1 protein-coding gene is annotated in these 1,928 nt (G+C 70.2%); it reads left to right on the top strand.

Annotation, left to right across the window (positions count from 1 at the left end; all coding sequences use genetic code 11):
- Nucleotides 1-1,928: acetate--CoA ligase (acs, locus tag MKW14_RS40595; RefSeq protein WP_240871796.1), on the top strand; the 1,928-nt coding region annotated here is incomplete at both ends.

The raw sequence follows: 1,928 nt of genomic DNA, 5'->3' as shown, positions 1-1,928 counted from the left end.
ACGAGAGCCTGGCCAACCTGCTCAAGGAAGAACGCAGGTTCGCGCCCCCCGCCGAGCTGGCCGCGAACGCCAACGTCACGGCGGAGGCGTACGAACAGGCCAAGGCTGACAGGCTCGGCTTCTGGGCCGAGCAGGCCCGCCGGCTGACCTGGGCCAAGGAACCGAGCGAGACGCTGGACTGGTCGAACCCGCCGTTCGCCAAGTGGTTCAAGGACGGCGCGCTCAACGTCGCCTACAACTGCGTGGACCGGCATGTCGAGGCGGGCCACGGCGACCGGGTCGCCATCCACTTCGAGGGCGAGCCCGGCGACAGCCGCGCCATCACCTACGCCGAGCTCAAGGACGAGGTGAGCCAGGCCGCCAACGCGCTGCTGGAGCTCGGGGTGCAGAAGGGCGACCGGGTCGCGATCTACATGCCGATGATCCCGGAGACCGCGGTCGCGATGCTGGCCTGCGCCCGGATCGGCGCCGCGCACTCCGTCGTCTTCGGCGGCTTCTCCGCCGACGCGCTCGCGACCCGCATCCAGGACGCCGACGCGCGGGTGGTCATCACCGCCGACGGCGGCTACCGGCGCGGCAAGCCGTCCGCGCTCAAGCCGGCCGTCGACGAGGCGATCGCCAAGGCGGGCACCGTCAACCACGTGCTGGTGGTGCGCCGAACCGGCCAGGAGGTCGCCTGGAGCGAGGGCCGGGACGTGTGGTGGCACGAGCTGGTGGAGCGGCAGCCGGCCCAGCACACCCCGGAGGCGTTCGAGGCCGAGCACCCGCTGTTCATCCTGTACACGTCGGGTACGACGGGGAAGCCGAAGGGCATCCTGCACACCTCCGGCGGCTACCTCACCCAGACCTCCTACACCCACCACGCCGTCTTCGACCTCAAGCCGGAAACGGACGTGTACTGGTGCACGGCCGACGTCGGCTGGGTCACCGGACACTCCTACATCGTCTACGGGCCGCTGGCCAACGGCGCCACCCAGGTCATGTACGAGGGCACGCCGGACACCCCGCACCAGGGCCGCTTCTGGGAGATCGTGCAGAAGTACGGGGTGACGATCCTCTACACGGCGCCGACCGCGATCCGCACCTTCATGAAGTGGGGAGACGACATCCCCGCCAAGTTCGACCTGTCCAGCCTGCGGGTGCTGGGCTCGGTGGGCGAACCGATCAACCCCGAGGCGTGGATCTGGTACCGCAAGAACATCGGCCACGACCGCACCCCGGTGGTGGACACCTGGTGGCAGACCGAGACCGGCGCGATCATGATCTCGCCGCTGCCCGGCGTCACCGCCGCCAAGCCCGGCTCCGCACAGACCCCACTGCCCGGCATCTGCGCCACCGTCGTCGACGACGAGGCGCACGAGGTACCCGACGGCGGCGGCGGCTACCTGGTGCTGACCGAGCCGTGGCCGTCCATGCTGCGCACCATCTGGGGCGACGACCAGCGCTTCCTCGACACCTACTGGTCCCGCTTCGAGGGCCGGTACTTCGCCGGTGACGGCGCCAAGAAGGACGACGACGGCGACATCTGGCTGCTGGGCCGCGTGGACGACGTGATGCTCGTGTCCGGGCACAACATCTCCACCACCGAGGTCGAGTCCGCCCTCGTCTCCCACCCCTCGGTCGCCGAAGCGGCCGTCGTCGGCGCCACCGACGAGACCACCGGGCAGGCCATCGTCGCGTTCGTCATCCTGCGCGGCACCGCGGCCGAGACCGAGGACCTGGTCGCCGAGCTGCGCAACCACGTCGGCAGCACCCTCGGCCCGATCGCCAAGCCCAAGCGGATCCTGCCGGTCGCGGAGCTGCCCAAGACCCGCTCCGGCAAGATCATGCGGCGCCTGCTGCGCGACGTCGCCGAGAACCGTCAGCTCGGTGACGTGACGACGCTCACCGACTCCACGGTGATGGACCTCATCCAGGCCAAGCTGCCC

This window comes from Streptomyces gilvus (genome assembly GCF_022513565.1).
Classification (GTDB): domain Bacteria; phylum Actinomycetota; class Actinomycetes; order Streptomycetales; family Streptomycetaceae; genus Streptomyces; species Streptomyces gilvus.
Note: the sequence above shows the minus strand (reverse complement) of the source record. Positions and strands in the feature narration are given on the sequence as shown.